22 protein-coding genes are annotated in these 23,762 nt (G+C 38.9%); 9 read left to right on the top strand and 13 right to left on the bottom strand.

What is annotated here, in order from left to right; all coding sequences use genetic code 11:
• Positions 1-123 precede the first annotated feature (123 nt).
• Both K2F45_RS14325 and K2F45_RS14320 read left to right on the top strand, forming a co-directional pair.
• Positions 124-1,428 (top strand): ammonium transporter, encoded by a 1,305-nt coding sequence (locus tag K2F45_RS14325; RefSeq protein ID WP_075992776.1) that lies wholly within the window; start codon positions 124-126, stop codon positions 1,426-1,428.
• Positions 1,429-1,579: 151 nt separating this feature from the next.
• Entirely contained in the window at positions 1,580-1,885 is a 306-nt protein-coding gene (locus K2F45_RS14320; RefSeq protein WP_075994821.1) for a hypothetical protein, read from the top strand.
• Here the strand turns inward: K2F45_RS14320 and K2F45_RS14315 are convergent.
• The gene (locus K2F45_RS14315; RefSeq protein WP_237241679.1) at positions 1,882-2,418 is read right to left on the bottom strand and encodes a lipocalin family protein; all 537 of its coding nucleotides are present in this window, start codon (positions 2,416-2,418) and stop codon (positions 1,882-1,884) included. The two genes, K2F45_RS14320 and K2F45_RS14315, sit on opposite strands and share 4 nt — an antisense overlap.
• Before the next feature lie 99 nt (positions 2,419-2,517).
• On the opposite strand from K2F45_RS14315, the gene K2F45_RS14310 reads away from it, so the two are divergent.
• The 3 genes from K2F45_RS14310 to K2F45_RS14300 all read left to right on the top strand — a co-directional run bounded on the left by K2F45_RS14310 (position 2,518) and on the right by K2F45_RS14300 (position 5,841).
• The gene (locus K2F45_RS14310; protein WP_075992775.1) at positions 2,518-2,979 is read left to right on the top strand and encodes a DUF4268 domain-containing protein; all 462 of its coding nucleotides are present in this window, start codon (positions 2,518-2,520) and stop codon (positions 2,977-2,979) included.
• Positions 2,980-3,104: 125 nt separating this feature from the next.
• Positions 3,105-3,899 (top strand): S1/P1 nuclease, encoded by a 795-nt coding sequence (locus K2F45_RS14305; RefSeq protein WP_075992774.1) that lies wholly within the window; start codon positions 3,105-3,107, stop codon positions 3,897-3,899.
• Positions 3,900-4,050: 151 nt separating this feature from the next.
• Positions 4,051-5,841 (top strand): ABC transporter ATP-binding protein, encoded by a 1,791-nt coding sequence (locus K2F45_RS14300; protein WP_075992773.1) that lies wholly within the window; start codon positions 4,051-4,053, stop codon positions 5,839-5,841.
• 7 nt (positions 5,842-5,848) lie between these two features.
• On the opposite strand, the gene K2F45_RS14295 is transcribed toward K2F45_RS14300, so the two are convergent.
• A complete protein-coding gene (locus K2F45_RS14295; protein ID WP_248931738.1) occupies positions 5,849-6,787 on the bottom strand; it encodes a DMT family transporter in 939 nt (312 codons plus the stop codon).
• Positions 6,788-6,948: 161 nt separating this feature from the next.
• Here K2F45_RS14295 and fabV point away from each other — a divergent pair, with 161 nt between their 5' ends.
• Entirely contained in the window at positions 6,949-8,151 is a 1,203-nt protein-coding gene (fabV, locus tag K2F45_RS14290) for an enoyl-ACP reductase FabV (RefSeq protein ID WP_088161698.1), read from the top strand.
• A gap of 99 nt (positions 8,152-8,250) precedes the next feature.
• On the opposite strand, the gene K2F45_RS14285 is transcribed toward fabV, so the two are convergent.
• Both K2F45_RS14285 and K2F45_RS14280 read right to left on the bottom strand, forming a co-directional pair.
• The gene (locus K2F45_RS14285) at positions 8,251-9,438 is read right to left on the bottom strand and encodes an MFS transporter (RefSeq protein ID WP_248931737.1); all 1,188 of its coding nucleotides are present in this window, start codon (positions 9,436-9,438) and stop codon (positions 8,251-8,253) included.
• A gap of 53 nt (positions 9,439-9,491) precedes the next feature.
• Positions 9,492-9,743, bottom strand: coding sequence for a hypothetical protein (locus K2F45_RS14280; RefSeq protein ID WP_088161696.1), 252 nt, complete (start codon positions 9,741-9,743; stop codon positions 9,492-9,494).
• Between the two features lie 180 nt (positions 9,744-9,923).
• On the opposite strand from K2F45_RS14280, the gene K2F45_RS14275 reads away from it, so the two are divergent.
• Together K2F45_RS14275 and K2F45_RS14270 are read left to right on the top strand one after the other, a co-directional pair.
• Positions 9,924-10,334, top strand: coding sequence for an OsmC family protein (locus K2F45_RS14275; RefSeq protein ID WP_075992768.1), 411 nt, complete (start codon positions 9,924-9,926; stop codon positions 10,332-10,334).
• Positions 10,335-10,447: 113 nt separating this feature from the next.
• Complete coding sequence (locus K2F45_RS14270; protein ID WP_075992767.1) at positions 10,448-10,885, top strand: FKBP-type peptidyl-prolyl cis-trans isomerase; 438 nt, start codon at positions 10,448-10,450, stop codon at positions 10,883-10,885.
• A 65-nt stretch (positions 10,886-10,950) separates the two neighbouring features.
• On the opposite strand, the gene K2F45_RS14265 is transcribed toward K2F45_RS14270, so the two are convergent.
• From K2F45_RS14265 to K2F45_RS14250, 4 genes are all read right to left on the bottom strand, one after another.
• Positions 10,951-12,123, bottom strand: coding sequence for a tetratricopeptide repeat protein (locus tag K2F45_RS14265; protein WP_075992766.1), 1,173 nt, complete (start codon positions 12,121-12,123; stop codon positions 10,951-10,953).
• A gap of 2 nt (positions 12,124-12,125) precedes the next feature.
• Positions 12,126-13,226, bottom strand: a complete 1,101-nt coding sequence (locus tag K2F45_RS14260; protein WP_070568880.1) for a tetratricopeptide repeat protein — start codon at positions 13,224-13,226, stop codon at positions 12,126-12,128.
• Positions 13,227-13,234: 8 nt separating this feature from the next.
• A complete protein-coding gene (gene gyrA / locus K2F45_RS14255) occupies positions 13,235-15,799 on the bottom strand; it encodes a DNA gyrase subunit A (RefSeq protein ID WP_075992765.1) in 2,565 nt (854 codons plus the stop codon).
• 163 nt (positions 15,800-15,962) lie between these two features.
• Positions 15,963-18,062: a heavy metal translocating P-type ATPase gene (locus K2F45_RS14250; RefSeq protein WP_075992764.1), complete on the bottom strand. Its 2,100-nt coding sequence runs from the start codon at positions 18,060-18,062 to the stop codon at positions 15,963-15,965.
• A gap of 177 nt (positions 18,063-18,239) precedes the next feature.
• Here K2F45_RS14250 and K2F45_RS14245 point away from each other — a divergent pair, with 177 nt between their 5' ends.
• Entirely contained in the window at positions 18,240-19,088 is an 849-nt protein-coding gene (locus K2F45_RS14245) for a mechanosensitive ion channel family protein (RefSeq protein ID WP_075992763.1), read from the top strand.
• Here K2F45_RS14245 and coaA read toward each other — a convergent pair.
• From coaA to K2F45_RS14220, 5 genes are all read right to left on the bottom strand, one after another.
• Positions 19,085-20,044: a type I pantothenate kinase gene (gene coaA, locus K2F45_RS14240; protein ID WP_075992762.1), complete on the bottom strand. Its 960-nt coding sequence runs from the start codon at positions 20,042-20,044 to the stop codon at positions 19,085-19,087. The genes K2F45_RS14245 and coaA overlap by 4 nt on opposite strands.
• A gap of 132 nt (positions 20,045-20,176) precedes the next feature.
• The gene (locus K2F45_RS14235) at positions 20,177-20,578 is read right to left on the bottom strand and encodes an OsmC family protein (protein ID WP_075992761.1); all 402 of its coding nucleotides are present in this window, start codon (positions 20,576-20,578) and stop codon (positions 20,177-20,179) included.
• 12 nt (positions 20,579-20,590) lie between these two features.
• Positions 20,591-20,971, bottom strand: a complete 381-nt coding sequence (locus tag K2F45_RS14230; protein WP_075992760.1) for a methylglyoxal synthase — start codon at positions 20,969-20,971, stop codon at positions 20,591-20,593.
• Positions 20,972-21,042: 71 nt separating this feature from the next.
• Positions 21,043-22,275, bottom strand: coding sequence for a nucleoside recognition domain-containing protein (locus tag K2F45_RS14225; RefSeq protein WP_075992759.1), 1,233 nt, complete (start codon positions 22,273-22,275; stop codon positions 21,043-21,045).
• Positions 22,276-22,306: 31 nt separating this feature from the next.
• Entirely contained in the window at positions 22,307-23,362 is a 1,056-nt protein-coding gene (locus K2F45_RS14220) for a patatin-like phospholipase family protein (protein ID WP_075992758.1), read from the bottom strand.
• Positions 23,363-23,762: the final 400 nt, after the last annotated feature.

Here is a 23,762-nt window from a genome sequence, read left to right as displayed (position 1 = left end):
ATTTTTTTAACAAAAAGAGCTTATATTTGAAAAAATTATAAGGGAAAGTAGGTTTTTGTTTTGTTCTTGTATTTTTTTTAACAATTTTATTAATATATTGAAAACACTAATCAGTTTAAACAAATGAAAAAAATTATTCCACTCATTGTTCTAGTTCTTTTGGGAGTATTGGGACTTGTATTTCCGTCCATCGACTTGTCTGATTTAAACAAGGCAGAATTTGATACGGGAGATACGGCCTGGTTGTTAACTTCTTCTGCATTGGTGTTGATTATGACACCTGGACTTGCCTTTTTTTATGGCGGTATGGTTAGCAAGAAGAATGTAATTTCAACGATGATGCAAAGCTTTATATGTATGTGTTTAATGACAATCCTCTGGGTCATTGTTGGCTTCAGTTTGGCTTTCGGCGATGATATCGGTGGTATTGTCGGTGATCCGCGTACATTTTTTATGATGAAAGGTACATTAGGGAATGTCGCTTGGGGAGCGCTTCCCACTATACCTTTGGTTTTGTTTGCGATGTTTCAATTAAAGTTTGCGATTATCACACCAGCATTGATTACGGGGGCTTTTGCGGAACGTATTCGTTTTAATTCATTTATGCTATTCATTATTCTGTTCAGTATTTTTATTTATATGCCGTTGGCACATGCTACTTGGCACCCTGAAGGTATATTAGCAAAATTTGGTGTTCTTGATTTTGCCGGGGGTACAGTTGTGCACATGTCGGCAGGTTGGGCAGCATTGGCAGCAGCGATTTATTTAAAAGGACGTAAAATGCAAATTCATAATCCGGCGCGCATAAGCTACGTGATATTAGGTACAGCACTCTTGTGGTTTGGCTGGTTTGGATTTAATGCAGGTTCAGCTGGTGGAGCAAATTCTTTGGCAGCTTACGCTTTTGCGACAACGACTACAGCATCAGCAATGGCCGCCATGGCATGGATATTTGTTGATATCATACGTGGAAAGAAACCTTCAGCAATGGGAGCATGTATCGGTGCCGTTGTTGGTTTGGTTGCGATTACACCAGCAGCTGGTTTTGTCAGTATTCCACATGCTATGATCATCGGCTTGGTTGGCGCGTTGGTTAGTAATCTGGTTGTATATCTGAGAAGTAAAACAAGTATCGACGACACCTTGGATGTATTCCCTTGTCATGGGGTAGGTGGCATGGTTGGTATGGTACTTACCGGTGTGTTTGCCCATCATAACATTAATCCTGTTGTTGTGGACAATGGTTTATTTTTTGGCGAAACGAAGTTGTTTTTTGTCCATATGGTCGCACTATTTGCCGTGTCATTTTTTGCCTTCGTTGGTTCACTTGTGCTATTGAAGATCACCGATCTTATTGCTCCATTACGCGTCGAAGAGACAGATGAAGAGCTTGGTTTGGATGTTTCTCAACATGCAGAAGCATTGTAACCTAGTCGCAGCATAACGCATACGTTATCCCAAACAATCTACTGCTTAGCGGTACATTGTTTGGGATATTTTTTGCATTTTTGTCCTGCCAGGAGAGAAGTGTATGATGCTATGCGCTATTTCGAGTACCTGTGCCTCTAAAAAGATTTTCATGACTACTGAGATTAAAGATACTTTGCGTTCTGATTTTGAAAAAATGATGCGTTATTGCCTACAGAAAAATGGTGATTTCGGTTTTAACGTGTTTGGTGATTATGCAGTATCTGTATTAAATTTTTATGTCGGGAGTTCAATTTTGCCACTCAACGAAAAACGTGCTGGTGCCCTATTTCTTGTAAATCTCTACAATGCAGGTATCAGAAATGCAATCACGCCGGAAGATATTGAGGAAATAGCTGATGTACTCACACAGGACAAGACGTTAAACTACCCGCTATTAGCTCCGATCTTCGACTAATGTTTGGTCCATACAAGATCGCCGGTTTCATAGCCACATTGCAGGGCATAGGTTAAAAATTCATTTCTGATTTTATCTGGAATCTCTGTCTCACGGCCCAAAATCCACATATAGTCTAGATTGTCACCAAAAACGAGTGCGTATTTATAATCCGGCGTTATTTTTACAATATTATATCCACTGTAGAAAGGACCAAAGAACGATACTTTAAGTGCGCCTTCATTGGGGCTGTTGACAAATTTGGCTTTTCCGATAGACTGTTTCCAGCGTTCTTTGCCTTCGGAGTACCCTTGGTTATTGACACGTATTGTGCCATTTTTATTTTTGCTATATTCTGCGGAAACTTGACTTAAGCCTTTTTCCCAATAGAAGTCGAGTCTGGCTATCTCAAACCATTTTCCAAGATATTTATCCAAATCAAATGGATCCACGACATCAGGTCGCGAGACGACAGGTTTAAAGGCGTTATAAGCCACAGCCCCAAGTGCTATGCCAGTTAATAGTAACAGTGATTTTTTCTTATCCATGTTCATCTTCGAATATGTTTATTGTTAAAACAACAATTTTGATACCAATAAGGTTTAGACATACCGAGCTATTTTACTAATTTTGTTGACTAAAAATTTGTATCGGTGTATTCAAGGGAAGAGATAAAACAATTAAAACAGTTATTCTGGACGAAGTTTGGCCAATTTATGGCTTTACATGCATCGGCAGATGGGGAGAAGGCAAATTGGATTAACTACAAGACAGGTATTAAGCATTTATACTTCAGAATGGATGCGGATAAGAAGCTGGCAACTATTGCGATACAGTGGTCCCAACCTGATGCTGGGCTCAGGGCATTAATGGCAGAACAATTTCTTCAGTTTAAAACATTGCTGCAGGATCTTCTTGAAGAAGAGTGGATTTGGGATATGGACGGAATGGACGAATATGGAAAGCCGATTTGTCGGATCTATACAAGCTTAACCGGTTACAGTATTTTTAAAGAGGATGACTGGGCCGAGCTCATTTCTTTTTTTAAGCCTCGAATAATTGCTTTGGATGAGTTTTGGTCATCGGCTAAGTATACGTTCGATATTTTCAAATAATTAACATTCAGTATAGTAAGATGAGTTATTACAGGTCTGATTCCGCTTTTCAACTCCAGTTTGTTGGAGCGTGCGGCGTTTTTCTAACAGGTAGGAGCTTCGTCATCATTTAAAACAACAATCTAATGAAAAAAATGATCAAGGGTTTGCTGGCAATGGCATTGTGTTTTCAGCTTTCTTCGGTATTTGCGTGGGGGACAACAGGGCATCGTGTCGTGGCTGAAATTGCGGAACGCCATTTGACTAAAAAAGCCAAAAAGAATATTGGAAAAATTATTGGACAGCAAAAGCTGGCCTATTGGGCCAACTGGGGGGATTTTATCAAATCAGATCCCAATCCTGAATTTAAAAAACTGGGGAATTCTCATTTTATAAATTTAAACTCAAATTTACCCTGGGCCGATTTTCAATTGGGTTTAGAAAATTCAGCTGATGAGAATCTGTATAAGACAGCGCTCCGTATTGAGAAATCCTTTGCAGATAAGACTATTCCAATGGATCAACAAAAGCAAAACCTGTATTTCTTGATCCATATTTTGGGCGATGCGCATCAACCCATGCATGTTAGCCGTGCCGAGGATCAAGGAGGTAATAAGATTGAAGTAAGCTGGTTTGGAAAAAAATCAAATATTCACCGTGTTTGGGATAGTGATTTGGTAGACAATGAGAAGTATAGTTATACCGAGTTTGCAACTGTTTTAGATGTGAATAACAAAAAAGAGAATGAACAGCTGGCGGCTGGAGAGCTCGCTAACTGGTTGTATGAATCAAATCAATTGGCTGAAAAGATTTACGCTGACGTAGCTAATAATGCCAATTTATCGTACTCCTATGTTTATCAAAACAAGGATATTATGGAGCAATGTATGCTAAAAGGTGGCTTAAGGCTAGCTAAAGTATTAAACCGAATTTTTGGTTAATATTACGGCTACCATAAATTATTAAAAAGGCGTATCCTGAAACGATACGCCTTTTTTGTCGTAGTACGTCATTGCGATCACATTGATTTTATGCTTTCATTTAAACAATGTCCCTAAATTAGTTGTTTCCTCTATATTAAAATCAATTTCAATGACTATCCCGCAATTATTCAAAAAAATTGTTCCCTTTGCCAAACCTTATCGTCAGTTGATTATTTATACCTTGCTATTAACGGTAGTGGGGTCTTTTGCTGCGCAAATAAACGCTTTTATTTTGCGTTATACCGTCGATCAAATTAATGACCTGATGGTCGCCAAAGAACCCTTATCAAAAGGCATGTATCTAGTAGGCATGATCAGTATTATTTTGTTAATTAAAGAAATTGTCTACGCTTTTGTTCAGTTTGGTCAGAAATTTTACGGAGAGAAACTTCGAATTTATATCGCACGAGACTTCTCTCAATCCATTGTAAACCGCATTTTAACCTATAAGTTGGCTTTTTATACCTCAAGTGATAATGAAAGTGGAAAATTGGCTACCCGAATAGACGCCGGTATTAGCTCGTTGACACGTTTAGTCCAAAATTTCTTTATTGATATTCTGCCTTTGTTTGCAAATGCAATCATAGCATTAATCTGTATGTTCTATGCTAATGTATATGTAGGGCTGGTGGGAGTGGCTGTTATTCCTTTGTACCTTTATATTAGTCAGACTCAAGCCTCCAAGTTGACAGGCTTTAGGCGGCAGATGCGCAATTACAGGGAGTCGAAAAATAATCGGATCATTAGTTTGATCGATTCAATTTTAGTAATTAAATCATTCGTTCGGGAGCCAGAAGAAGCTAAACGTCATGAAAAGATCCAATTTGAAATGACGGAGAATCAAATGGAAACTCGAAAAACGAGTTTTCTTTATGATAGCATTAAAAATTTTGTCGAACAGATTGCTGTCGTTATTATCATCGTTTTAACAGCTTATCTTGTTCTCTCTGGCCAAATTACTATTGGTGCGATTATGTTTCATATCATGTTATTTAATAACGTTTCGGCGCCGATACGTCAGTTGCACCGTATTTATGATGAGGTAAACGATGCCCTGATCTATTCAGAATCTTTCTTCGAAATTTTGGAATCTGACGAGCATATTGAATCAAAGGGTAATTATAAGCCAGCACATATTCAAGGACATTTGGCGTTACGGAATGTATTTTTTGAATATCCAAATGGAACCGTTGCTTTAAAGGACGTGAATTTTGAGATCAAGCCGAATGAAATCACAGCTTTAGTGGGGCTGAGTGGGGCCGGGAAAAGCACGATTATCAACTTATTGGATAAATTTTACGAACCCAGCAGCGGCCAAATTTTTTTGGATGGGGTAGATCTGGCAAAGTATGATACAGCGTTTCTCCGTCGACATATCGGTATGGTATTGCAGCGTAATCATATTTTTAAAGGGACTATCTTTGAAAATATCGAATATGGTAAGATAGGAAGTTCTAGGGAAGAAATCATTGAAGCAGCCAAGAAAGCCTATATTCATGAGCAGATTATGGATCTGCCCAAAGGTTACGATTCCGATGCGCAGTCACTATCAGGGGGCCAACAGCAGCGGATCGCCATAGCCCGTTTATTTTTAAAAAATCCACCGATTATTTTTCTCGACGAACCTACGGCTAATTTGGACGCCATCGCGACCGAACAGATTAAAAATAGTTTGGATGCCATAAAGAAAGACCGTACAGTAATTATCGTTTCCCATAGTATCTCTCAGATCATCGATTCCAATGCCATTGTGGTTATGGAAAAGGGAATGGTGGTGGAGAAAGGGCAACATGAAGATCTATACGCACATAAAGGAACTTATTATGATATTTTCTCAGCAATGGCCAATAGTTTAAACCTGAGTAAAATAAGCAGAACATTACAAACAGATGAAAGGTGAGGTATTATTAACTTGTGCGACTATGTAGAATCATGCCAATGACCACCATGACAATACCAATACAGGAATATACATTTGGAAGCGCCACCTGCAGGATAAGAATTTCGCCAACCAACGTAAAAATGACTTCCATGGCCTGTGTTGCCTCTACAGCTGCCAATGCTTTATGGTCCTGATGAACGAAATCGGTAGCTGAGAAAAATAAAAGTGTGGCAATTACTCCCGAACAGATGGCTACTAAAAAGGTTTGGAAGAGTTGACTGTCAGTGGGTAGACCATTATCTAAATAGCCAAATAGGCTCAGGATAATCCAAAATGGCATACTACAGAGTGTCATGCCGAGTGTACGTTGAAAAGCATCCAATCTATTGTTCGATATTTTCATCATTTTACGGTTACCTAAGGGATAGGCAATAGCGCCGATCAACACTGGGATGGTTCCCAATAGCATTGTTTTTAAGGAAGTTGACTGAGCTTCTGAAATTTGCATCAAAAGAATACCTAAAAAAATAAGGATGGAGAAGAGGAGTGAAGCTTTTGAAATACTTTTTCGTTGCCCTTTTTTATCAAGTAGCGGACCAATAAACATGCCGGCTATAATGGTGAATTCGAAGGTGCTAGCTACGAGCCAAGATGGGCCATAATTTGCGCCATAGGTAAGTGTTGCATAGAATAGCCCGAATCCGATCGTACTCCAAAGAAGCCATTGCCAAAGGTTGGATCTGATTTCTTTGAGTAAATCGATGAGGTTTCCTCTTATGGCAACAATGATAAGTAAGATTGGAAGCATCCAAATAAAACGTAAAGAGGCTGTCCATTGCCAACTTCCGCCGGAGACTGCCATAATTCGGTTTAGAACGAAGGTGCTGGCAAAAAATAATGCAGCTAGCGTTCCTAAAAAAAGTGCATTTTTTTTATTCTTTTTTATTGTAAATTGGATTGGCATAAATAAAAGGAGTGCGATGTATACTTAACTTTGTGAAAGTAAGCAAATGTCCGTTCAAATGGAAATGAAACAAAAACTAATTGATTTTTATCGCGATTTTCTCATTTAAAATTCCTTATTTTGCCTAATCAATAAAACAAGTAGTAAGAAAATTAATCAAGATGATTATACAACCAAGAACTAGAGGTTTTATTTGTTTAACCTCGCATCCACAAGGGGCTGCGCAAAACATTAAAAATCAAATTGAATACGTGAAATCCAAAGGTGAGATCGCGAATGGTCCAAAGAAAGTATTGGTAATCGGTGCTTCTACTGGATTTGGTATTGCATCTCGGATTTCTGCAGCATTTGGTTCTGGAGCTGCTACAATCGGTGTATTTTTTGAAAAACCTGCAGCAGAAGGTAAGCCAGGAACTGCTGGATGGTACAATTCGGCAGCTTTTGAGAAAGAAGCCCATGAGGCGGGATTATATGCCAAAAGTATCAATGGCGATGCTTTTTCGGACGAAGTGAAAAAACAAACTATTGAACTTATTAAAAAGGATCTAGGACAGGTTGATCTAGTGGTTTATAGTTTGGCATCACCACGCCGTACGCATCCAAAAACTGGCGTAGCACACGCTTCTGTTTTGAAACCTATCCAAGAACCTTTTACAAACAAAACGGTAGATTTTCATACGGGTGTAATTTCAGACATTACCATTCAGCCTGTTGAAAATGAAGAAGATATTGCGAATACTGTAGCTGTTATGGGTGGAGAAGACTGGAAGTTTTGGATCGAAGATCTTAAAGCTGCTGGTGTGTTAGCTGAAGGAGCAAAAACAGTTGCCTATTCTTACATAGGTCCTGAACTTACTTATCCAATTTACCGTAATGGTACGATTGGTCGTGCAAAGGATGATTTAGAAGGAACAGTGCCTGCAATAAACGCGATTTTGAGCGATATTAATGGTGTATCTTATGTATCGGTGAATAAAGCCTTGGTTACGCAATCAAGTTCAGCTATTCCAGTTGTTCCTTTATACATTTCTTTATTGTATAAAGTCATGAAGGAAAAAGGTATTCACGAAGGTACAATTGAACAAATGCAACGTTTGTTTGCTGAGCGACTTTATACCGCTGACGGAAAGGTATTGCTCGATGACAAAGGTCGTATCCGTGTTGATGACTTAGAAATGCGCGAAGATGTTCAGGCTGAAGTTGCAGCATTATGGGAGAAAGCAACAACTGAAAATTTAGCCGAAATTTCAGACATTGAAGGTTATCGTAACGAGTTTTTCAATTTGTTCGGTTTTAATTTCGACGGTATCGATTACAACGCTGATACCAATGAAGTTGTTGGTGTACCTAGTATTGAAGGTTAATTTTAACGGATATACCTACAAAAAGAGCGGATAATGTTTAAACATTATCCGCTCTTTTTGTAGGTATATCTTTGATGCTATGTTTATATGTTTAGGAGACTATGGTGTCAGCTCCCGCCGTTTTTGATAGAGTAGGTTGCCAACAACGGCAAAACCAATAGAGACCATAATGGTACTAAATGGGTATATCGCTGTCATCCCCAAATTATTGGCCACAAAGCCAATTAAAGGGCCTGTGATACCTAGTGAAATGTCTATAAATAGTCCGTAAGCAGCGAGAGCAGAGCCTTGTTGACTTTGATCTACCCGCTTAATGGCTTCGACACCAAGCGCTGGAAATACCAGTGAGAAGCCAAAACCCGTTAATGCTGCGCCCAATAGAGTCCATAATGGATCAATAGCCACGGCGATAACCATGAGACCTAATGCTTCAACGAAAAGACTCACTAAAGCAACTTTAAGTCCGCCATATTGGTCAATAACCTTATTGAAAATAAGCCGTGTTAAAATGAAGAATACGCCAAATATAGTTAAGCAAGCTGCGCCATTTTGCCAATCGAAATGTTCATAGTAAAGCGTCATAAAAGTGGAGATACTGCCAAAGCCTAGACCTCCTAAAGCAAGACAGATTCCAAAAGGTGCTACTAAAAGCAATACGCGTTTAAAACTCACCTTTTCAGCCTTTTTTCGTGCCACTTGGTAGGGTGTTTTAGCGCGACAATAAAAATAACCAAGGAGGCCAACTGCACTGGTCAGTAGAGCCAAAGCTTCGTAATTGATATGATCCACCATCAAAACACCTAAGGGGGCACCAATAGCCAATGCACCATAGCTGGCTATTCCGTTGAAAGAAATCGCTTTTGCGGCATGTTCATCGCCGAGTTCCATTAATGCCCAATTTATTGGGCTCGCACCCACCAGCCCCTCTCCAATTCCAGTAAACAAGCGGGTAATAAGCAGAAGCCCTAAACTGATAAAAGGCTGTGATTTAAATAAGAAAACAAGGAGCAGAAGAAGTCCAGATAATGCAAAAAATAACATGCTACGCAAAACTGAAATCTTGGGGCCCTTGGTGTCCACAATTTTTCCTGCATAACCGCGGAGTAAGAATGTAGCAACATACTGAACACTAATGACCAATCCCGCAATAATTGTATTAAATCCTAAAGTCTGGTGAATAAAGATGGGAAGGGTTGCAAGCGATAGGCCGATTGTGAAATAACCAAGGAAAGTTAAAGAGACATAGCCTAAAATCTTTTGATTGACCTCCCGAAGAGAAATTGTCATTATAAAAAATTTTAGGCGAAATTACGTCTTTATGCTTGTTTTTAGAAATAAAATCAATAAACAACTGTCTCTTTAATATCACAATTTTTCTCGAGCCATTCTTGATCAAATTGTTTTGGTGAAATTCTTTTGCCTTGATAGATATAGTAAACTTTTTCAGATTCACCCTTTACTGGAGGGCCGGGGATTTTATTGACAATCTTCTCTTCAGGACAGTCTTGTATTAAAGCCTGTTCTTTGACTTGACGAGTTTTACATGAAGTGAACGCAATTACAAAGATAAAAAGGTACAGTAGTTTATTCATGAGTTTAGTTTTAATACAACTGTTAACGTAAGCACTATCTAAAATGCGACATCAATTTATTCAATAGTGTACAACTTTTTGATCGACTATTTGTTCTATAAAAGATACCTGAAAAATTAGAAACGCGACAGGAGAAATTGACATAGGAAAAATTAAATTGAATAATTGATCGTAGAAAACATGAGAAGAAAAGCAACAGCCCAATGGAATGGCAATCTGAAAGAAGGAAAAGGTAGTCTGACTACAGACAGTACAGCGTTGGATCATACGCAATATTCATTTTCGACACGTTTTGAAAATGGTATTGGGACAAATCCCGAAGAATTATTGGCAGCAGCGCACGCTGGATGTTTCACCATGCAATTGAGCGCTTATCTTTCTGAGTCTGGTTTTGTTCCCGAGGAATTAACGACAGTGTCGACAATTGTTTTCGAAAATGGTTCAATTGTGCGATCTGAACTGGAGCTGAAAGGAAAGGTCCCAGCGATTACAGAAGCTGAGTTTCAAACAATAGCGCATAAAGCGAAGGAAAACTGTCCTGTGAGTAAGGCTTTTAGTTTCGAGAAAACCTTAGATGCAAAGCTACTATGATAAAGGTACAGTATTGAACAAAAACCCGGCCTTTTTTCGTAAAAAGGAGAAAAAGCTGTTATTTTGAGGATATCATAAATAATTAGCAATATTGAATTTTAATCAATTGAGTTTTGGTTCAGAGAAAGAAAAATAAGTTAAGTTCAGCAGCGCTTGCGGAAAAGAATCTGGAGGCTGGAAAGGTCTTTTTGGAAAAGTATGCACAACAGGAAGGTGCTGTTGTATGTGCATCGGGTTTGCACTATAAGGTATTAACAAAGGGGGCGGGGCAGATTCCCAAAAAGTCCGCGAAAGTTATCTGTCATTATAAAGGCGAGCTTTTAGACGGAACTGTATTCGATAGTTCCTATAAGCGGAAGCGTCCCGAAACGTTTTATATCAATGAACTCATAGTCGGTTGGCAAGAAGCGATTTCAATGATGCCCGTTGGGTCAATCTGGGAAGTGTGTCTTCCACCAAAGCTGGCTTATGGAAAGGAAGAATTGTTACCTCGAAAAGGAGGGGAATGTACGTTGATATTTCAGATTGAGTTGATTGCCATTTTAGCTTAACGCAAAAAAGACTTTCATAAAAAAGCCCTCTAATAAGAGAGGGCTTTTTTATGAAAGTTTATTTTTTATTCTACTTCTTTGATTTTAGCATTGATTTCTGCAGTTTTAGCTTCGTCTTGCATAAAAATATAGTAGTTCTTTAAATTCGTTAAAGCATCTACATTTTTGGGCTGCAAAGAAACTGCTTTCTCCAAGTACGGAAGCACTGGCTTTAATTCTGCTTTAATCTTATTTAATTCTGCATCATATTGTGCCTGCGTCAATTTTCTGTTATTATTAACAACATTTAATTTTTCACGTGTTTTGTTCATCAACGTGATCGCCAAATTTGTATTTGCTTCAAAAAAGTTAGGGTCGATTTCCAAAGCCTTTTTGTATGCTGCAACTGCTGCATCCTCATTTTTTGCTGAAGATTGGGCAATACCTAAGTAATAATTTAAGCTTTTATTGTTTGGATCTTTTGCTAATTGTGCTGTAATGGCATCAATTGTTTCTTTTTCGTGACCTGTAATCAAATTCAATTCGATGTTTTGAGTCATTGCTGCATTGTCATCCGGATAAGCTTCAGCTGCTTTTTTCGCATATTCAAGTGCTGAAGTCGTATCTTGCATAGAGAGGTACAATTTAGGTAAATCGACCATAATCGTTTTATGCGAAGAGAAATCTTTTCTTGGAATTAGTTCTTTATAACGTTCCACAGCATTCTTATAATCTTTGTTTGATAGTGCTGCAACGCCACTGTAATAAGTAACTAATGTATCTCCAGGAAGATATGTCAATGCTTTTGTAAAGGAGCTATAAGACTCAGCATATTTTTGTGCTTGATAGGCTTCTGCACCCAAATTGAAATTATATTGTCCCAGAATTTGTTCTGCAACAGTAATATTCGCTTTATTTGCACCGTCTGTATCGAGCTGTTTTGCTCTGGCAATTCCGTCCTCAGCCAATTTCGCTAATTCAGATGACTTATCTATTGTTGATAGGTTTGCATTTACCAATGCGTATACCGTCCATGCCTCAGCATTATCTTTTGTTTTGTCATTGACAACAGCTGCGTCAATAGCTTCTTTTGCCGATTTCAAATTGGAGATACCCAATTGAACTGTACCAGCGTCTTTCAATTCTTGGAATTTCGCTAGGGCTGACTTCGCCTTTTTAACATTACCCGTCTGCGCAAAAGAAACTGAGGTAGATACAGTACCTATTGCTGCTAATAATAATAGAGATTTTAAATTCATATCTATTTAACTGTTAATTGATTCAATAATAAATTCACTCTGTCTAATTGTGATGCGTCATCAATAAGCTTATAATATTTAGCCAAAGCTTTAAGCGCATTGACATCATAAGGCTTAATCTCATTTGCCTTCAACAGATATTCGATGGTCAATTCTTGTATATCTTGGTTGGAAGGTTCCTTTAATAAAGTCTCCAGATTAATTAGTCCTAATGCAAGATTAGATTCATAATTATTCGGATCCAACCGCAATACATTATTATAATACTCTTTCGCTCGTTTTATATCATTGGCGTTTTCATAAGAATAGCCCGCAATATAGTTCAGTTCGACATTTTCAGGTTCTAAACGAATGGCATCAGCAATGACATTTAAGATAGCGTCATAAGAATTATTGGCCGAATACACATCAATTAGTCTAAAAAGTATCTGTTTATTTTCAGGAAATATAGCATGTCCTTTTTCAAGAACGTTCAAGACATCCTGTTTAGTACCTCCGAGCGAATAAATCTGTGCCAATTCAAGAAAGTAATTAGGTTTTGGATGTTCACTTTTAATGAGTTCATCATAATATTTGATCGAATTCATATAATCTTTATTCTTGCCCGAGAGTACGGCCAGATTATATTTGAGATCATTATTTTTGAAGCCAAGTGAATCTATTCGAAGGTAAGCTTTATACGCTTTGTCAAACTTACCATCTTTTAAAGCCAAAGCTCCCTGATAGGAGATGGCTCCAGCAAGATTTTGACGAATATAGTCCATCTCTGCAGGAAAGTTTCGACGTGCTTTTTTTTGATCCAGAAGCTTAAGTGATTTGATGGATACGTCGATAGGATCCATTTTATATGGCTGCTTCCTTGTTGAATCTGCAACTGCCAAGGAGCTATATACCAATGCTCTTAAAAGATTATTGTTGACGGAAGCTGAATCTTTCTTCGATTGGAAGGCAGCGTCTGCAAACTTTCGCGCATTTTCAAGATTTTTAAATTCGCCAGTTTTGGTATATAAAGCAAAACTGTTGCTGCCCTCTTTCAGATTGGATTGGGCAACAACAGTTAAACTACTTGCAGATATTAACAATGATATCAGTAAGTTTTTCATTAGACTATTTATTCTTCGTTTGAGTCCGTGTTTTCTTCAGAAGTCGAATCGCCATTTTCCGTTGACTCTTCGGTCATTTCAGACTCTTCTTCAGATTCTTCTTCACGATCGACTTTCGTAATAGAAGCGATCTCGTCGTTATCTTTTAAATTAATGAGTCTTACACCTTGTGTCGCACGTCCCATTACTCTTAATTCTTCCACAGCAATACGGATAACAATACCAGACTTGTTGATGATCATTAAATCTTCGTTGTCTGTAACGCCTTTTATCGCAACGAGTTCGCCTGTTTTATCTGTAACGTTGATTGTTTTCACACCTTTACCACCACGATTCGTTACGCGATAATCTTCGATATCTGTCCGTTTTCCGTATCCTTTTTCAGAAACGACCAACACGGTAGTTTCCGAATCATTCACACTAATCATGCCAATCACTTCATCACTTTCAGCTCCCAAGGTGATACCACGTACACCTGTTGCTGTTCTGCCCATTGGACGAACTGTAGATTCATTGAAACGAATTGCTCGACCAGAACGGAGAGCCATGACAATTTCACTGCTTCCAGTAGTCAAACAAGCTTCAATTAATTGATCGCCTTCATTAATATTGATGGCATTGATACCGTTTGCTCTTGGACGAGAATAGGCTTCCAACGACGTCTTCTTAATCGTACCTTTTTTGGTACACATAATAATGAAGTTGTTTTCCAAATATTCTTGGTCCTTCAAGTTCTTCACCAGGATGAAGGCCTTGATTTTTTCTTCTTTTGGAACATTGATGATATTTTGAAGCGCTCGACCTCTAGAAGTACGGCTTCCTTCAGGAATCTCAAATGCACGCAACCAGAAACAGCGACCTGCCTCTGTAAATAGCAGCATATAGTTATGTGCTGAGGCTGTGATGATATGCTCGGTAAAATCTTCTTCGCGTGTGTTTGTGCCAATTGATCCACGACCACCGCGGCCTTGGCGTTTGTATTCGGATAATGGAGTACGTTTTACGTAACTATTGTGGGAGATTGTGATAACGATTTCCTCATCATCAATAAAATCTTCCATACGCATATCTTCAGCAGAGTGTACAATCTGAGATCTACGTTCGTCGCCATATTTTTCCTTGATTTCAATCAACTCGTCTTTGATAATTTTCATACGAAGCTCTTCGTCTTCCAATATCGATTTCAAATAGTCAATTGTTTTCATCAATTCAGCATATTCCTCTTTAATCTTATCACGTTCCAGTCCTGTTAGACGACGTAAGGTCATATCGAGGATCGCGCGAGCCTGAAGGTCGGACAGTCCAAATTTTTCCATTAATCCAACGCGTGCATCTTCTGGTGTATCCGAGTTACGGATCAATTTGATGACTTCATCCAAATGATCTAGGGCAATTAAATACCCTTCTAGAATATGAGCACGTTTTTCAGCTTCTGCCAGTTCATAGCGTGTACGTCTAACGATTACATCATGTCTATGCTCCACAAACTCATGAATCATATCTTTCAGATTCAACAGCATTGGCCTTCCTTTAACTAAAGCAATATTGTTTACTGAAAATGAAGTTTGTAGCGCTGTATATTTAAACAAATTGTTTAAAACAACATTTGCATTTGCATCACGTTTGATGTCGTACACAATACGCATACCCGTACGATCAGATTCATCACGGATGGCAGAGATACCTTCTAGTTTCTTCTCATTAACCAGTTCGGCTGTACGCTCGATCATATTCGCCTTGTTCACCTGATAGGGGATTTCGGTAACAATAATCTGCTCTCTTCCAGACTTGGTTGCTTCTATTTCAGCTTTTGCACGCATGACAATACGGCCACGTCCCGTATTACAAGCATCTTGAACCCCGGCATAGCCGTAGATCAATGCACCTGTAGGGAAGTCTGGGCCTTTGATGTGCTGCATCAATTCTGGAACCTCAATATCACGATTATCAATAAAAGCGATTGTACCATCGATAACCTCAGATAGGTTATGTGGAGCCATATTTGTAGCCATACCTACAGCAATACCCGAAGCTCCATTTACCAGGAGGTTTGGAATACGCGTAGGAAGGACTGTTGGTTCTTGTAAGGAATCGTCAAAGTTATTTTGGAAATCAACAGTGTCTTTGTTGATATCGGATAGCATTTCCTCGGCAATTTTCTTTAATCTTGCCTCAGTGTAACGCATCGCCGCAGGTGGATCGCCATCAATGGAACCGTAGTTACCTTGACCATCTACCAAAGGGTAGCGTAAACTCCAATCTTGAGCCATACGAACCATGGTGTCATAAACGGACGAATCACCATGTGGGTGATATTTACCTAATACGTCACCAACGATACGGGCAGACTTTTTGTAAGGCTTGCCACTGGTAACCCCTAAGTCCAGCATGCCATAAAGAACACGTCTGTGTACTGGTTTCATGCCATCACGGGCATCAGGAAGTGCTCTTGATACAATGACAGACATGGAATAGTCAATGTAGGCAGACTTCATCTGATCCTCGATGTTGATTGGGATAATCCGGTCGTTTGCCGGAACAAGATTGTTGTCGTTTTCTGTTTCTTCAGCCATATGAATTTGGTTTCAATAAAACTAGTAAGCAAGCCCTGTAAACTGGCTTGCTACGCATGCGAAGTTACAAAAATTTAACCTCAAAAGCGAATGATTTAAGCCCTAATATACACAAAAAAGACAATCTTTTATGGATTGTCTTGGTACTTATGGGGTATCGTTTTTATTTGATTTTTTTAAAGCGGAGCCGAATCGAATTGCCTATGACAATTAAGTCTGAAAAGGCCATGCTTAAGGCTGCAAGCATAGGTCCGAGAAAGCCCACAGCGGCAAGCGGTATGGCCACAATATTGTACGCGAAGGCCCAAAATAGATTTTGTTTTATTGTCAATAGGGTATGGTGACCAATCTTTAGCAGCTTTTCAATGGATTTGAGATCATTGTTTAATAAAACCACCTTTGCCGATTGAATAGCAATATGTGTCGAATCACCGAGCGAGATGCCAACATCGGCAGCAGCTAATGCCGGAGCGTCATTGATACCGTCACCAACCATTGCAGTAGGACCATTCTTTTTGAGCTTGAACAATATCTCTAGTTTTTCTTCTGGCGACTTATCCCAGTATACATCAGCAATACCAAGCTTCTGTGCTGTGCGTTCACATTTACTTTGTCGATCCCCACTTAAAAGAATAGGGCGTATCCCTTTATCTTTGAGGTATTGGATGAGTTCCTTTGCATAAGGCTTAATCTGATCTTCCAATACAATGCCAGCAATTACAACGCCATTGATTGTTAAGGCAAGATCATAGCGATTGGAGTAGTCCTTTTCACCAAGTTTTGCATTACAAATGGAATAGTTATTACCATTTGTGTCTGTAGCAAATATCCCTTTCCCTTTTATTTCATTGACTTCCTTAAAGATAATGCGGTAAGATTTTATCTCCTTGAGTTGTTTTCGGATCGACTTGGCAATCGGATGACTCGAATAACTCTCCAATTGTGCTATGATCGATTCGACCTGCGATTGTTCAATACCAAAGGTCTGAATCGCTTTGATATTAAAATCGCCAGTTGTTAAGGTGCCCGTTTTGTCAAATACCATCTGTTTGAGATCGGACATCTCCTCAATGGTGCTTCCGCCTTTAATCAGTATTCCTTTTTTTGCAGCTCTTCCCAGACCAACCATGACAGCCGTAGGTGTTGCTAACCCCATGGCGCATGGGCAAGATACAACAAGTGTAGCTATCGCATTCATGAGGGATTGTTGGAGCGGTAATTGTGCAATAAAGTAAGTAATAAAAAAAGTGAAAAATGATATCGTAACGACGATTGGGACGAAATAAGCGGCTACTTTATCACCGAATTTTTGAATAGGTGGCTTTTTACTTTGCGCATCTTTAATTAATTGAATAATTTGATACAGTACACTTTTAGACCCAACTTTGGTCGCCACGATTCTGATGTTTCCTTCAGTTAGTAACGTACCACCAATCACTGCATCATATTTGAGTTTTTCGATAGGTAGACTTTCTCCGGTTAACATAGATTCGTCCACCCAAGCCTGTCCTTCCAAAATATCACCATCAGCAGGTATCTGATTTCCGGAATTTACCTTTAAAATATCACCTGATTTAATTTCTCTGGCTAGTATCTCTACTTCTTGGTCGTCTTCAATTTTAATAGCTGGTATATCTTGATATTTAACCAACTCTTTGATAGCTGAAGTGGTTTTGGTAACGGCTCTTTTTTCGAGGACATTCCCCAAAAATACCAATGTTATGATTGTTGCACATGTTTCGTAGAACTGGTAATCATGACCTAGATTATAATATGTTCCAATGAGGCTATAGCTAAAAGCAGCTGTAGATCCAACAAAGATGAGTACATCCATATTGGGCATTTTGTTCCAAATGGAACGGAATGCGCTGATTCCAAAATAGGAAAAACCAATGATATAAACTGGGACACATAACGCAAGTTGGATATAAGGATCATGCAGAATGGGTAAGTCTGTAAACATGTGGCTCCACAGGGGTATGGTGAAGATGAGGCAGCAAAGGAACTTAAAATCAATAGATTTCCAAAAGTTAGGCTTATTATCCTTACCCGAAATAACTTTGTAACCCAAAGACTCGATACCTTTGACTAGCACAGGTATTTGTTCCAGGGGAATCTCCGAAAATTTCACTTCATCTGAGGCGAAATCGACGTAGATATCCTTAGCGCCGTTGTTTTCTAGGTATTTGTGGATTGAAATAGCACAATTTGCACAATGCATTCCGCTTACGTTAAGTTCAGTTTGCACGTTCGATTCCTTCATTTAATAGCATGTAATGTCTTTAGGCAAAGATAGCTATTTCCTGATAATGCTTTTTACGTAAAGTAAAATTGTTTAGTTTAGCAAGCCTGTTTGGGACCGTTTTACATGAACTATCGTGCATAGTGAATGGAGAACACTAAAATTTGACTAGATAGACAACTTAAGCTTGTGTAAAAAATGACAAAACCAATTTCAATTTCTTTTATTGTACGAATTATACTGCTAATTGCGTTAACGGCATCATTTGTTCAATTTGAAACCTTTTATACGCAGCGGGAGGTTATCCGGAATATGGCTTACGGCTTAAATACTTTTCTAACAGCTAGTGTCCTGATCTCAATCGGTCATTTTATCCTTGTAAAACTATACAACAGTCGAAATGAACAGCAGGTTGTCCGGGGTAATTTTGTGCTCGGAATTACACGTGTGGCTACAGTAGGTAATGTTTTTTTTATTATAGTCAGCCTAATGATAGCGGTTGGTATTAATCCAAAAGATTTTATCACCAGCATGACAATTGTCGCAATGGCGATTGCGGTAATTTTTAGAGAATATATCACGAATATGATATCCGGTTTAATTATTATGTTTTCGGATCAATTTTCTGTAGGAGATCGCATAAAAATAGGTGAATATCAGGGGAAAATTGTTGATATCACATTGGCCAATCTGGTTGTGCGCGATGAAGATGATGATGCTGTGATGATTCCCAATAATTTGGTGTTTACAGCGACGTTGGTCAATAAGACTTCTCAAAAGTCAAATAAAATTGTTGTAAAGTTTGAATTGCCGATCGATCGCTCATTTGCAGTGGCGGAATTGGAACAGTATTTAAGCCCATTATTTCAGAAAAATCCAAATTTAGATCATTCCCAGGGCTTTACAATTAAGGTCGCCGACATGACTAAAGACTATATCAAGTATAAAGTTGAGGTTAGTACAATCTCTTCCAGCAACAAAATACATCAACAGGTCCAGAGCAACATATTAAATGAAATCCTCCAGTTTACAAGAATGCAGGGTTAAATCTTTCTTACTTTGACATTTTTAACAAAGTGGTGGCTTCCTTTTTCTAAAATGAGATCCGCGCGATATCTAGTCGGCAAAATGTTTTTAAGTAGATTGGGCTTATTAATTTCGTTCCAGATATTTACAGCCATGGCATGGCTTTCATCAACTGTCATATTTGCATATTTATGGAAAAATGAAGCCGGATTTTGAAATGCCGTAGCACGCAGTGATTCAAATCGATTGGTATACCATTCAATAAGATTTTTCTCGCTGGCATGTACATAGATTGAATAATCAAAAAAGTCGGAAACGAATACGCTATGTCCCTTTCGTGGTCGTTGGGAATTGACTTGTAATACATTTATCCCTTCTACAATGAGGATATCGGGTTGTTCAATCACTTGTTGCTGTTCGTCTGGCAAGACGTCATAGACCAAGTGGCTGTATACTGGTACCGCAATTTTTGGAGCCCCTGATTTCACTGCTGAAAGAAAATGAATCAATCTTTTAGCATCATAGCTTTCAGGAAAGCCTTTTCGGTTTAGAATACCGCGTTCGATAAGTTGTTGGTTGGGGTATAGAAAACCGTCTGTGGTCACCAAATCAACCTTCGGTTTGGATGGGAGTAAACTTAGGACGCGCTGCAAAACCCGGGCAGTAGTACTTTTTCCGACAGCGACCGACCCAGCTATACCAATGATATAAGGCAGTTTGCTCTCTTCTTTGCCAAAGAACCGGTTTGTACGCTGGTGAAGACTCTGGAAACGATCAATATGAATCTCAAGTAGATGACTTAAGGGAAAGTAGACTTCTTCTATTTCCTGATTTGTCAAAGGTTCATTCAGTGCATGTAGATTTTCCAGGTCTTCGACACTGAAATTGTGCAATACCTTCCCGTTTAAATTTTTCCAATCTTCCCGTTTGATCGATCTAAAAGGCGAGTCTATTGCTATTTGCGGATCCAATTGCATCGTTTGCTTTATTTTTATTACAAATATCTATATTGCAGGACAAGTAAACCTTTACTATTCGATTCTATCGAAATTAAAGGTCTTTTTTGCGCGGACAAATATAAATAGTGTTATCCGTTATCCCAAGAAACATTATAAATGATTTGAAGTTATTACAATAGGATTTGTTAATATTTTATGAACAGGACACTTTTCAGCTATTTTAAACAAACGCTGCTTTTGAACCTCATCTAAATCTCCTTTAAAGCTAATAAAGCATTGTATATAGGTCGTTTGTTGCTGTTCACTTGTTTGCACCTCATAAGATAAACGCACCAGCACTTCTTCCAGGGGCCAGTTTTTGCGGTCAGCATACATTTTGACTGTAATGGCTTTGCAGCTCCCTAAAGAGGATAGTAATAGTGGAGTAGGGTTTATGCCCTGATCTTCACCACCTACATCTTCGGGTTCATCAACCGTTATTTGATGCTTGCCGTATTGTACGGTAGTTGTATAGGGTATTTTCCCTATTGAAACGATTACTTCATTGTCCATAAGCGATTAAAATTATGATTCCACGTTTTCTAATAGCCCTTCAATGATGAGGCTTCCTGTTGCAGGGTTTGTTGCCAAAGGGACATTATAAAGATCACATACACGCATGAGCATTTGAATATCTGGTTCATGTGCGTGTTTTCCGAGTGGATCGCGAAAGAAAATAATACCATCAACTTTTCTTTCGGCCGCCAAAGCTGCGATTTGTGCATCACCACCCATGGGGCCACTCAATTTCAATTCCACAGGCAAGCCCGTCTGTCTAACATAAGATCCCGTAGTACCTGTGGCAATGATATTGGCGCGCTCCAATAATTCCTGGTGGTCTTTGACAAATGCGACCATTTCAGGTTTTTTGCCGTCGTGGGCTATTAGTGCAATTGTTTTTTTCATCAGTATATAATTATATGTAAAAGAATCGGCTCAAATCTAAAAACAGAACCTTTCTAGATCCGTTTTGTATACTATTTAAAAAATATATAGGATATAATAATTGCGGCTATCACACCAGCCAATTCAGCTAGCAGAGCGCAGGGTAATGCATGTCGTGTACGCTTTATTCCCACTGCACCAAAATATACCGCGAGGACATAAAAAGTAGTTTCTGTTGATCCCTGAATAACACAAGCAACCCTGGCAGCGAAGTCCATTGGCCCCTTGGCATTCATCAAATCGACCATAAGTCCGCGTGCACCGGATCCACTGAGCGGTTTCATAAAGGCTACAGGTAAAGCATCTACAAACGATGTATCTAGACCACATAATGCGATAGCTTTGGAAATTCCAGCGACCATATAGTCCATGGTTCCTGATGCTCTAAATACAGCGATACCGACAAGCATCGCGACGAGATAGGGTATTATTTTTACAGAGACTTCGAAGCCCTCTTTGGCACCCTCTATAAATGAATCGTATACATTCACTTTACGGAAAAGAGCCAAACCTATAAAAGAGGTGAATAAGCTAAATAAAATAAGATTGCCGAATACCTTGCTGAATATTTCAATTTCTGTTTGTTGGAGTCCTGAAAAGTAATAAAGTAGTCCACCGATAAATAGTCCCATTGCTCCCAGGTATCCTAGAATTACACGATTAAATAAATTGATTTTTTGGTAGATGGAAACGAGAATCAATGCCACCAATGTGGAAAAGAAGGTTGCGATCAGAATTGGCAGAAATACATCTGAAGGATCTGGTGCACCAGCTTCTTTCCGATAAGCCATAATTGAAATGGGCAAGAGGGTTAAGCTAGATGCATTGAGCACAATAAACATGATTTGTGCATTGGTAGCTGTTTCCTTATTTGGATTGAGCTCCTGGAGTTCTTTCATGGCTTTAAGCCCTAATGGCGTTGCCGCATTATCTAATCCTAGTGCATTAGCCGAGAAATTCATAAGAATAGAACCAAGCGCAGGGTGATTTTTGGGTATCTCTGGGAATAGTTTATGGAAAAAAGGGCCCACGATTTTTGCGAAGATATTGATCATACCGCCTTTTTCGCCAATTTTCATAATCCCAAGTGCAAAACTCATCATGCCGATCAGTCCTAAAGAGATTTCTGCTCCTGTTTTTGCACTGTCAAAGATTGAATTTACAATTTGCTGAAAGATTTCCGTATCTCCGAAAAAGATTAGTTTTACAAGGGCTACGGCAAATGTGATTAAGAAAAATGCAACCCAAACGTAGTTTAATGCCATATAGATTTAAAATATGCGTAAAAGTAATCTTTTAGAACTTATCCATCAACTGGCTCCATGGATTTTTCTTCTTATTTTGACTCTTTTCTTTAATGAGATGCGCAACGATATAATCCAATGTATCCTCATGCTCACTGATCATTTTATCGGATAAGGAGATCAACTTCTGTATATTGTTGGGCGAGGCTGCATCTAATGATGCATTGATGCTCGATAGATTGGCTGGTTCTATGCGGAGATAATTCTGTTGCTTACCGTTACTTTGAAATAGTTGCCGAATAAAAAATTCGGTACTTTCAGAAGATGCACTTGTCATAATGTCAACTAAAGCGGGACCGATTTGTATAGCAAGTTTCTTTTTAAAATGTTCGTAATTATAAGCTGTTTTTGACATTCCTGTACCTAAGGATACCATAAACATGTCGTTTATCTGCGTGCTGTTAAAAGCCTTTAAAACTTCAAGTAAACCACATATTGAGGGGTTTTGAGCAAACACACCGCCATCAATCAAAGGGTATCTTGTTTTTGAAAGCGAATAGATCTCTGCAACAGGAAAAAATGTGGGTGCAGCGGACGTAGCCTTGCAAACATCTTTAAGGTAGAAATCCCTTGCTTCGCCGTGTGTAATTGCCTTTTGTTGTCTAAAAAAATGATTCTTCCGTAATTCAATGTTATACGCAGTGATGATACAGGGTTTGATAAGATGGCTCAATCGTGCATTTTGAAAATACTCATCCAAAACGTCTGATAATGTGTTGGACGAGTAGAGCTCGCTGACAAGACCAAATCCACCTAAAAAACGCCGCCATTTGGAAGCGTTGAAAATTTCAGTGCCATGATTAACAAATAGATTTAAGGCATCTCGCGCAGAAAATTTCGGATGGGTGGGATTGCCTTCTTCCGGATACAAAAGAATGCTAGTCAGAATTCCGCCGCTGCTTGTACCTGCAATAAAGTCAAAGTAGGAAGCAATCCGTGCATTGGGATCCATGGTCTGCTTTTGTAACTTCTCTTCCAGAGCGACAAGAACCATTGCAGGAATGATACCCCGGATACCACCACCATCAAGCGCAAGAATATTCTTCATATGCTAAAAACTGACTTAGTTAACGATATGTAAATATAATAAATGTCTCCAATTGACGGGAGTCATATATTGGTGACAATTGTGTCATATATCCTGTGCTTAAATGCATAGCGCATCTTTTTAGCTGCATTACGTTGCATAGCATCGTGCTATCCTCTTAACAGCTTCTGAATTGATGGGGATTTACCATACTTATTGTAGGGGGTTAACAGGGTATTAACAAGGGTTTACCCCTGTTAACCCCCTGTAATCTCCCTGTTAATATAGAGGCTGATGAGCGGATTATACAAATCTGATAGGATCGGAGATACTACAGAAAGGAATCTCGGGGTTTGTGGGTCGCATTGGACCATTTTAAACATTTTTACAAGATCGCTCTAAACAAAAAAAGCTGCCTCAA

This window comes from Sphingobacterium siyangense, from assembly GCF_023277505.1.
In the GTDB taxonomy this organism is placed as follows: Bacteria; Bacteroidota; Bacteroidia; order Sphingobacteriales; family Sphingobacteriaceae; genus Sphingobacterium; species Sphingobacterium siyangense.
Note: the sequence above shows the minus strand (reverse complement) of the source record. Positions and strands in the feature narration are given on the sequence as shown.

Bases quoted from the DNA above. Each gene is read 5' to 3' on its own strand.
- K2F45_RS14325 (WP_075992776.1), top strand. From the start codon at position 124: ATGAAAAAAATTATTCCACTCATTGTTCTAGTTCTTTTGGGAGTATTG.
- K2F45_RS14320 (WP_075994821.1), top strand. From the start codon at position 1,580: ATGACTACTGAGATTAAAGATACTTTGCGTTCTGATTTTGAAAAAATG.
- K2F45_RS14315 (WP_237241679.1), bottom strand. From the start codon at position 2,418: ATGAACATGGATAAGAAAAAATCACTGTTACTATTAACTGGCATAGCA.
- K2F45_RS14305 (WP_075992774.1), top strand. From the start codon at position 3,105: ATGAAAAAAATGATCAAGGGTTTGCTGGCAATGGCATTGTGTTTTCAG.
- K2F45_RS14300 (WP_075992773.1), top strand. From the start codon at position 4,051: ATGACTATCCCGCAATTATTCAAAAAAATTGTTCCCTTTGCCAAACCT.
- K2F45_RS14295 (WP_248931738.1), bottom strand. From the start codon at position 6,787: ATGCCAATCCAATTTACAATAAAAAAGAATAAAAAAAATGCACTTTTT.
- fabV (WP_088161698.1), top strand. From the start codon at position 6,949: ATGATTATACAACCAAGAACTAGAGGTTTTATTTGTTTAACCTCGCAT.
- K2F45_RS14285 (WP_248931737.1), bottom strand. From the start codon at position 9,438: ATGACAATTTCTCTTCGGGAGGTCAATCAAAAGATTTTAGGCTATGTC.
- K2F45_RS14280 (WP_088161696.1), bottom strand. From the start codon at position 9,743: ATGAATAAACTACTGTACCTTTTTATCTTTGTAATTGCGTTCACTTCA.
- K2F45_RS14275 (WP_075992768.1), top strand. From the start codon at position 9,924: ATGAGAAGAAAAGCAACAGCCCAATGGAATGGCAATCTGAAAGAAGGA.
- K2F45_RS14265 (WP_075992766.1), bottom strand. From the start codon at position 12,123: ATGAATTTAAAATCTCTATTATTATTAGCAGCAATAGGTACTGTATCT.
- K2F45_RS14260 (WP_070568880.1), bottom strand. From the start codon at position 13,226: ATGAAAAACTTACTGATATCATTGTTAATATCTGCAAGTAGTTTAACT.
- gyrA (WP_075992765.1), bottom strand. From the start codon at position 15,799: ATGGCTGAAGAAACAGAAAACGACAACAATCTTGTTCCGGCAAACGAC.
- K2F45_RS14250 (WP_075992764.1), bottom strand. From the start codon at position 18,062: ATGAAGGAATCGAACGTGCAAACTGAACTTAACGTAAGCGGAATGCAT.
- K2F45_RS14245 (WP_075992763.1), top strand. From the start codon at position 18,240: ATGACAAAACCAATTTCAATTTCTTTTATTGTACGAATTATACTGCTA.
- coaA (WP_075992762.1), bottom strand. From the start codon at position 20,044: ATGCAATTGGATCCGCAAATAGCAATAGACTCGCCTTTTAGATCGATC.
- K2F45_RS14235 (WP_075992761.1), bottom strand. From the start codon at position 20,578: ATGGACAATGAAGTAATCGTTTCAATAGGGAAAATACCCTATACAACT.
- K2F45_RS14230 (WP_075992760.1), bottom strand. From the start codon at position 20,971: ATGAAAAAAACAATTGCACTAATAGCCCACGACGGCAAAAAACCTGAA.
- K2F45_RS14225 (WP_075992759.1), bottom strand. From the start codon at position 22,275: ATGGCATTAAACTACGTTTGGGTTGCATTTTTCTTAATCACATTTGCC.
- K2F45_RS14220 (WP_075992758.1), bottom strand. From the start codon at position 23,362: ATGAAGAATATTCTTGCGCTTGATGGTGGTGGTATCCGGGGTATCATT.